Raw genomic sequence first — 7464 nt, 5'->3', positions numbered from 1 at the left:
CGGGCGCAATTTCCCCTTCCGCAAGGAGCCGTCCGACCTGGACGTGGACCTGCCCGACGGCTGCGGGGACGACGAGTACCTGCAGGCCCTGGAGGACGCGCTGGGCGAACTGGAGCGCCGCTTCGATCCCGGCCTGGTGATCTACCTGGCCGGCGCCGATCCGCACGAAGGCGACCGGCTCGGCCGCCTGAAGCTCAGCTGGGACGGCCTGGAGGCCCGGGACCGTCGGGTCTTCGACTGGGCCTGGCAGCGCGGCCTGCCGCTGGCCTTCGCCATGGCCGGCGGCTATGGCCACCGGCTGGACGACACCGTGCAGGCGCAGGTCAACACGTTCCGGGTGGCCGTGCACTACTGGGGCCGCTGGCAGAATCGGCGCCGATGAGCGACAGCCCCAAGCCCCAGCCCGACCCTCGCAGCGCCTACAAGGCCTTTCGCACGATCAGCACCCGCTGGATGGATAACGACGTGTACGGGCACGTCAACAACGTCGTCTACTACAGCTGGTTCGACACCGCGGTCAACGCCCACCTGATCGAGCGCGGCGTCCTCGACATCCACCAGGGCACCACCATCGGCCTGGTGATCGAGACCCAGTGCAACTACTTCGCGCCGCTCGCGTTCCCGCAAGCCGTCGATGCCGGGATCCGCGTGGCCCGGCTGGGGACGTCCAGCGTGCGCTACGAGGTCGGGCTGTTCGCCGCCGGCGAACCCCTCACGGCCGCCAAGGGTCATTTCGTGCACGTCTACGTCGACCGGGCCAGCCGCCGCCCGGTGCCGCTGCCGGCGGCGCTGCGCGCCGAACTGGAGGCGCTGCAATGAGCGCCCGCCGCATCCGCGCCTCGATCGCCGATCCCGCCAGCGTGGCGACCGCCATCGAGAGCCGCATGTCCGCGCGGGCCTTCCTGCCCACCCCGGTTCCGCGCGAGACGATCGAGCGCGTGCTGCAACTGGCCAGCCGCGCGGCCTCGGGCACCAACACCCAGCCCTGGAAGGTCCACGTGCTGCAGGGCGCCAGCCGCGACACCCTGGTGGCCAAGGTGTGCGACGCCTACGACGCGATCTACGCCGATCCCTCGCTGGCCGCGCAGTACGACGAGGACTACGACTACTACGCGCGGGAATGGGTCTCGCCCTACATCGACCGCCGGCGCCAGAACGGCTGGAGCCTCTACGGCCTGCTCGGCATCGAGCGCGGCGAGAAGGACCGGATGCACGCGCAGCACCGGCGCAACTTCCGCTTCTTCGACGCGCCCGTGGGCCTGATGTTCACCATCGACCGCATCCTCGGGCGCGGCTCGCTGCTGGACTACGGGATGTTCCTGCAGACCCTGATGCTGGCCGCGCGGGCCGAGGGGCTGCACACCTGCCCCCAGGCCGCCTGGAACCGCTTCTCGAAGATCGTGCTGCCCCACATCGGCGCCGGTGAGGGCGAGATGCTGGTGTGCGGCATGGCCCTGGGCTACGCCGACGAGTCCGAACCGGTGAACGGCTTCGACACGCCGCGCGAGCCGCCCGCCGCCTTCACGCGCTGGCTGGATTGAATTCGACGCGTGCCGCACGCGGCAGCCCGGCGCGGTGCATTGGTATGCTCGCCGCCAGGCGGTCGCCTCGCAGCCGCCTTTCCCGGAGGAGACCCATGACGATTGCACGCCCCCTCGGCGTGGCCCTGGCGCTGCTCGCGCCGCAACTGGCCATGGCGGCCGACTTCGACGGCAGCCAGCTCACCGCCCTGTGGGGCATTCCGTTCGCCGGCATCCTGCTGTCGATCGCCGTGATGCCGCTGCTGGCGCCGCACTTCTGGCACCACCACTTCGGCAAGGTCGCTGCCGCCTGGTCGCTCGCCTTCCTGGTGCCCTTCGCCATCGTTTTCGGGCCGGGCGTGGCCGGGGCCGCCTTCGTGCACGCGGCGCTGGCCGAGTACATCCCCTTCGTCATCCTGCTGACCGCGCTGTTCACCGTCTCGGGCGGCATCTACATCAGCGGCAACCTGCACGGCCGGCCGGCGCTCAACACCGCCATCCTGGCGATCGGCTCGGTGCTGGCCAGCTTCATGGGCACGACCGGCGCGTCCATGCTGCTGATCCGCCCGCTGATCCGCGCCAACGACAACCGCCGGCACAAGGCGCACGTGGTGGTGTTCTTCATCTTCACCGTCTCCAATGCCGGCGGCTCGCTCACGCCGCTGGGCGACCCGCCGCTGTTCCTGGGTTTCCTCAAGGGGATCGACTTCTTCTGGACCGTCAGCCACATCTTCCCGGAGACGCTGTTCCTGCTGGCGGCCCTGCTGGCCCTGTTCTATGCGCTGGACAGCTGGTACTACCGGCAAACGGGTGAAGTGCAGCCGGAGGATCCGACGCCCGAGACGCGCGGCATCGGCTTCGATGGCGCGCGCAACTTCTGGCTGCTGGCCGTGGTGGTGGCCCTGGTGCTGATGTCCGGCCTGTGGAAGTCGCCGGTCGTGTTCGACATCGCCGGCACCGAGGTCGGCCTGCCCGGCATCGTGCGCGACCTCGGCCTGATCGCCGTGACAATCGCCTCGCTGACGATCACGCCGGCCACCGTACACGCCGACAACCAGTTCTCCTGGGCGCCCATGCAGGAAGTGGCCAAGCTGTTCGCCGGCATCTTCCTGACCATCATCCCGGTCATCGCCATGCTGCGCGCCGGCGTGGACGGGCCGTTCGGCGCAGTGATAGCCGCGGTGACCCGCCCGGACGGTTCGCCCGACCCGGCCATGTACTTCTGGGCGGCCGGCGCGCTGAGCTCCTTCCTGGACAACGCGCCGACCTACCTGGTGTTCTTCAACACCGCCGGCGGCGACCCGCAGGTGCTGATGACCACGCTGGCCCCGACGCTCGCCGCCATCTCGGCCGGCGCCGTGTTCATGGGTGCCAACACCTACATCGGCAACGCGCCCAACCTGATGGTCAAGGCGATTGCCGAGGATCGCGGCGTGGACATGCCCAGCTTCTTCGGCTACATGGCCTGGTCGGCGGGTATCCTGCTGCCGCTGTTCGCCATCATGACCTTCATCTGGTTCCTCTGACCCCATGAGCAAGCCCGCCGTCCTCGTCGCCCGATCCATCTTCCCCCAGGTCATCGAGAAGCTGCAGCAGCACTTCGAGGTCGAGCACAACCAGGCCGACGCCGCCTGGAGCCGCGAGGACTTCGTCGCCCGCCTGCAGGGCAAGGCCGGCGTCTTCACCACCGGCGGCGAGCGCATCGATGCCGCCCTGCTGGCCGCGTGCCCGCAACTGAAGATCTGCGCCAACATGGCCGTGGGCTTCAACAACTTCGACCTGCCGGCGATGACGGCGGCCAAGGTGCTGGGCACCAACGCGCCGGATGTGCTGACCGAGACCACGGCCGACTTCGGCTTCGCGCTGATGATGGCCACCGCCCGCCGCATGACCGAGAGCGAGCATTACCTGCGTGCCGGCCAGTGGACGAAGTGGTCCTATGACCTGTTCGCAGGCGCCGAGGTGCACGGCAGCACCCTGGGCATCCTGGGCATGGGCCGCATCGGCCAGGGCATCGCGCGGCGCGGCGCGCACGGCTTCGGCATGAAGGTGATCTACCACAACCGCTCGCGCCTGGCCCCGGAGATCGAGGCCGAGTGCAAGGCCCGTTACGTCGGCAAGGAAGAATTGCTGCGGCAGGCCGACCACCTGGTGCTGGTGCTGCCGTACACCGCCGAATCGCACCATGCGATCGGCGCCGCCGAACTGGCGCAGATGAAGCCCACGGCCACGCTGGTCAACATCGCCCGCGGCGGCATCGTCGACGACGCGGCGCTGGCCAAGGCCCTGCGCGAGCACCGCATCGCGGCCGCCGGCCTCGACGTGTTCGAGGGCGAGCCCAAGGTCCACCCGGACCTGCTCACCGTGCCCAACGTCGTGCTGACGCCGCACATCGCCAGCGCCACCATCCCCACGCGCATGGCCATGGCCAACCTGGCGGCCGACAACCTGATCGGCTACCTGGTGAACGGCAAGCCGGTGACGCCGCTCAACCCCGAGGTGCTCGCCTGAGCGACCCGCAAGCCTGGCTGCTGGTGGGGGTGGCCTTTGCCGCGGCGACGGGGCTGCTGGCCCTGGTGCTGCTGGCCGTCCTGCTGGCGCGAAAGCCGGCCACGGACAACCTCAGGGCCGAACTGCTGGCGGCCAGCGAGCGGCTGGAACGCGAGCTCCGGCGCGAGGTCAGCGAATCCTCGCGCGGCGCGCGCCAGGAGCTGACGCAGGCGCTGGCGACCTTTCAGCACGCGCTGCTGGACCAGGCGTCGCAGGCCACCCGGACCCAGAACAGCCAGATCGACGCCTTCGCCCAGCAGCTCGCGCTGCTGCAGAAGACCGTGGCGGACACGCTGGGCACCCAGCTGCAGGGCCTGAGCGAATCCAACGCCCGCCGGCTGGCGGAAGTACGGAGCACGCTGGAAGCGCAGCTGGCCAAGCTGCAGCAGACCAATGCCGAACGCCTCGACGAAATGCGCCGCACCGTCGACGAGAAGTTGCAGGCGACGCTGGAAACCCGGCTGGGCGAGAGCTTCCGCCAGGTGGCCGAGCGCCTCGAGCAGGTGCACCGGGGCCTGGGCGAGATGCAGTCGCTGGCGCAGGGCGTGGGCGACCTGCAGCGCGTGCTGGCCAACGTGAAGGCGCGCGGCGTGTTCGGCGAGGTGCAGCTCGAGGCGCTGCTGGAACAGGTGCTGACGCCCGAGCAGTACGCGCGGCAGGTCGAGACCCGGCCGCACAGCAAGCAGCGCGTCGATTTCGCGGTCCGCCTGCCGGGCCGGGCGGGCGCGGAGGGCGCACCGGTCTGGCTGCCGATCGACGCCAAGTTCCCGCGCGAGGACTACGAGCGGCTGCTGGAGGCGAGCGACCGCGCCGATGCCGCCGGCGTCGAGAGCGCGGCCCGAGCGCTGGAAGTGCGCATCCGGCAGGAGGCCAAGTCCATCTGCGAGTGCTACCTGTGCCCGCCGCACACCACCGACTTCGCCATCCTGTTCCTGCCGGTCGAGAGCCTCTATGCCGAAGTGCTGCGCCGCCCGGGGCTGATGGACCAGTTGCAGCGCGACTACCGGGTCACGCTGGCTGGGCCGACCACGCTGCTGGCACTGCTCAACAGTCTGCACATGGGCTTCAGGACCCTGGCGCTGGAGCGGCAGGCGTCCGAGGTCTGGAAGGTGCTGGGCGCGGTCAAGACCGAGTTCGAGCGCTACGGCACGTGGGTGGACCGCATCCGCGAGCAGGTGCGCAAGGCCTCCGAGACGCTGGACGATGCGCAGGTCCGCACGCGCCAGATGCGGCGCGCGCTCAAGACGGTCGAGGCTCTGCCCGAGGAGCAGGCGCAGGCCGTGCTGCCGCAGCCGCCGGGGCAGGGCCGCGAAGCCGCGTGAGCGGTGGCCTCAGCCCCGAGCTGCTGCGCCTGATCACGGGCCAGGTCTTCCTGCACGCCTGCATGGCGGGCATGCGGATGGCGGCGCCCTTGCTGGCGTTGCGCTCGGGGTACAGCGAGGCCGCGGTCGGGCTGCTGCTGGCGCTGTTCGCGCTGACCCAGGTCTTCCTGGCCCTGCCAGCCGGCCGCTATGCCGATCGGCACGGATTGCGGCGACCCTTTGCCTGGTCGGTGCTTGCGGCTTCGCTGGGCGGCAGCCTGGCGGTCGCCTTTCCCGTGTTCCCCGTGCTGTGCGCGTCGGCGCTGCTCACGGGCGGCGCGGCGGGCGCCGCGTCCATCGCCCTGCAGCGGCATGTGGGCCGTGCGGCCGGTGGCGCGACCCAGTTGCGCCAGGTGTTCTCCTGGCTGGCGATCGGGCCGGCGTTCTCCAACTTCCTCGGGCCGTTCGCGGCCGGCCTGGCCATCGACCATGGCGGCTTCCGGCTGGCCTTCCTGCTGCTGGCCGTGCTGCCGGTCATCGGCTGGTTCTGGGTGCGCCAGGCCCGCGAGCTGCCGGCGGCGCATGCGCCGGCGGGCGTGCGCGAGGGCACGGCCTGGGACCTGCTGCGCGAGCCGGGCTTCCGGCGCCTGCTGCTGGTGAACTGGGTGCTGTCCTCGTGCTGGGACGTCCACACCTTCGTGGTGCCGGTGCTGGGCCACGAGCGCGGCCTGTCGGCGTCAGTGATTGGCACTTTGCTCGGCGCGTTCGCCATCGCGGCCGCCGCGGTGCGAGTGGTCATGCCGGCCGTGGCCGCGTACCTGCGCGAGTGGGCGGTGATCACGGCGGCCATGGCCGCCACCGCACTGCTGTTCACCGCCTACCCGCTGCTGCATTCGGCGCTGTCCATGGGCCTGTGCTCGGCGCTGCTGGGCGTTGCACTGGGCACGGTGCAGCCCATGATCATGAGCATGCTGCACCAGATCACGCCGGAGCACCGCCATGGCCAGGCCCTGGGCCTGCGGCTGATGGCCATCAACGCTTCCAGCGTCAGCATGCCGATCCTGTTCGGCGCCGCCGGCGCGGTGATCGGGATCTCGGGGGTGTTCTGGGTGGTGGCCGGCACGGTGGCGGCCGGCACGCGACTGTCGCTGCGCCTGGGCCGCGATCCGGCCGTCACAGGCGATAGAAGCCCTTGATGATGTCCCAGGCGTCCTGCGCCTCGTCGGCGAACTGGAACAGCTGGAGGTCGGCCGGCGAGATCACGCCTTCCTCCACCAGCACGTCGAAGTTCACCAGCCGCTGCCAGTAGCTGGAGCCGAACAGCACGATGGGCACCTGGTGCGACTTGTGCGTCTGCACCAGGGTGATCACCTCGAACAGCTCGTCCAGCGTGCCGAAGCCGCCGGGGAAGGCCACCAGCGCCTTGGCGCGCATCATGAAGTGCATCTTGCGCAGCGCGAAGTAGTGGAACTTGAACGAGAGCTCGGGCGTCACGAAGGGATTGGGCGCTTCCTCCATCGGCAGCGCGATCGACAGGCCGACGCTGGTGCCGCCGCCTTCCCAGGCGCCCCGGTTGGCGGCCTGCATGATCCCCGGCCCGCCGCCGGTGCAGATGAAGAGCCGGTCGCTCGGCTCGCGCGATGCGCTGAACTGCGCCACCAGCTTGCCGAAGGCGCGTGCCTTCTCGTAGTAGTGCGAGTTGCGCGCCAGCGCCCGCGCGCGGCGGATCACCGCCTCGTCGCCGCCGGCCTCGGCCGCCCGCAGCAGCGCGGTCGCCTCCTCCTCGCTGCGGAATCGCGCGCTGCCGAACACCACGACCGTGTTGTCGATCCCATGGGCCTGCTGCTCGAGGTCGGGCTTGAGCAGCTCGAGCTGGAACCGGATGCCGCGCGTCTCCCGGCGCAGCAGGAACTCGGGGTCGGCGAACGCGAGCCGGCTGGCTTCGGGCTCCAGCGGCAGGCCCGCGTCCGAGTGCGCCTTGATCGTGGCCCATGCGTCGGCGAGGCGCCCGTCGCGGATGTTGCGGGTGGAAGACATGGACCGATTTTGGCGGGAAAGCCCGCAGGCATGGGGTTATCCTCGCCCGCCAGAAC

Annotated in this window: 7 protein-coding genes and 1 pseudogene; 7 read left to right on the top strand and 1 reads right to left on the bottom strand. The window is 70.4% G+C overall.

The features are described 5' to 3' along the window. From VEC03_RS06780 to VEC03_RS06750, 7 genes and pseudogenes are all read left to right on the top strand, one after another. Positions 1–382, top strand: a pseudogene (locus VEC03_RS06780) (histone deacetylase); the annotation flags it as partial. Then, positions 379–819, top strand: coding sequence for a thioesterase family protein (locus VEC03_RS06775; RefSeq protein WP_324913822.1), 441 nt, complete (start codon positions 379–381; stop codon positions 817–819). The pseudogene VEC03_RS06780 and the gene VEC03_RS06775, both read left to right, overlap by 4 nt. After that, positions 816–1541: a nitroreductase gene (locus tag VEC03_RS06770; protein WP_324913820.1), complete on the top strand. Its 726-nt coding sequence runs from the start codon at positions 816–818 to the stop codon at positions 1539–1541. Before VEC03_RS06775 ends, VEC03_RS06770 begins: the two co-directional genes overlap by 4 nt. Positions 1542–1636: 95 nt before the next feature. Next, entirely contained in the window at positions 1637–3046 is a 1410-nt protein-coding gene (locus VEC03_RS06765) for a sodium:proton antiporter (RefSeq protein ID WP_324913818.1), read from the top strand. A 4-nt stretch (positions 3047–3050) separates the two neighbouring features. Next, positions 3051–4031, top strand: coding sequence for a D-glycerate dehydrogenase (locus VEC03_RS06760; RefSeq protein ID WP_324913816.1), 981 nt, complete (start codon positions 3051–3053; stop codon positions 4029–4031). Positions 4032–4054: 23 nt separating this feature from the next. Continuing rightward, positions 4055–5392 carry a DNA recombination protein RmuC gene (rmuC, locus tag VEC03_RS06755; RefSeq protein ID WP_414708465.1) on the top strand — a complete coding sequence of 446 codons (1338 nt, stop codon included), beginning with the start codon at positions 4055–4057 and terminating at the stop codon, positions 5390–5392. Then, positions 5389–6567: an MFS transporter gene (locus VEC03_RS06750; RefSeq protein WP_324913814.1), complete on the top strand. Its 1179-nt coding sequence runs from the start codon at positions 5389–5391 to the stop codon at positions 6565–6567. Before rmuC ends, VEC03_RS06750 begins: the two co-directional genes overlap by 4 nt. On the opposite strand, the gene VEC03_RS06745 is transcribed toward VEC03_RS06750, so the two are convergent. Then, the gene (locus VEC03_RS06745; RefSeq protein WP_324913812.1) at positions 6545–7408 is read right to left on the bottom strand and encodes a TIGR00730 family Rossman fold protein; all 864 of its coding nucleotides are present in this window, start codon (positions 7406–7408) and stop codon (positions 6545–6547) included. The two genes, VEC03_RS06750 and VEC03_RS06745, sit on opposite strands and share 23 nt — an antisense overlap. Positions 7409–7464: the final 56 nt, after the last annotated feature.

The sequence above is a fragment of the Ramlibacter sp. genome, from assembly GCF_035627355.1.
Lineage (GTDB): Bacteria > Pseudomonadota > Gammaproteobacteria > Burkholderiales > Burkholderiaceae_C > Ramlibacter.
The sequence above is the reverse complement of the archived record's forward strand: the minus strand, read 5'-3'. Positions and strand labels throughout refer to the sequence as shown.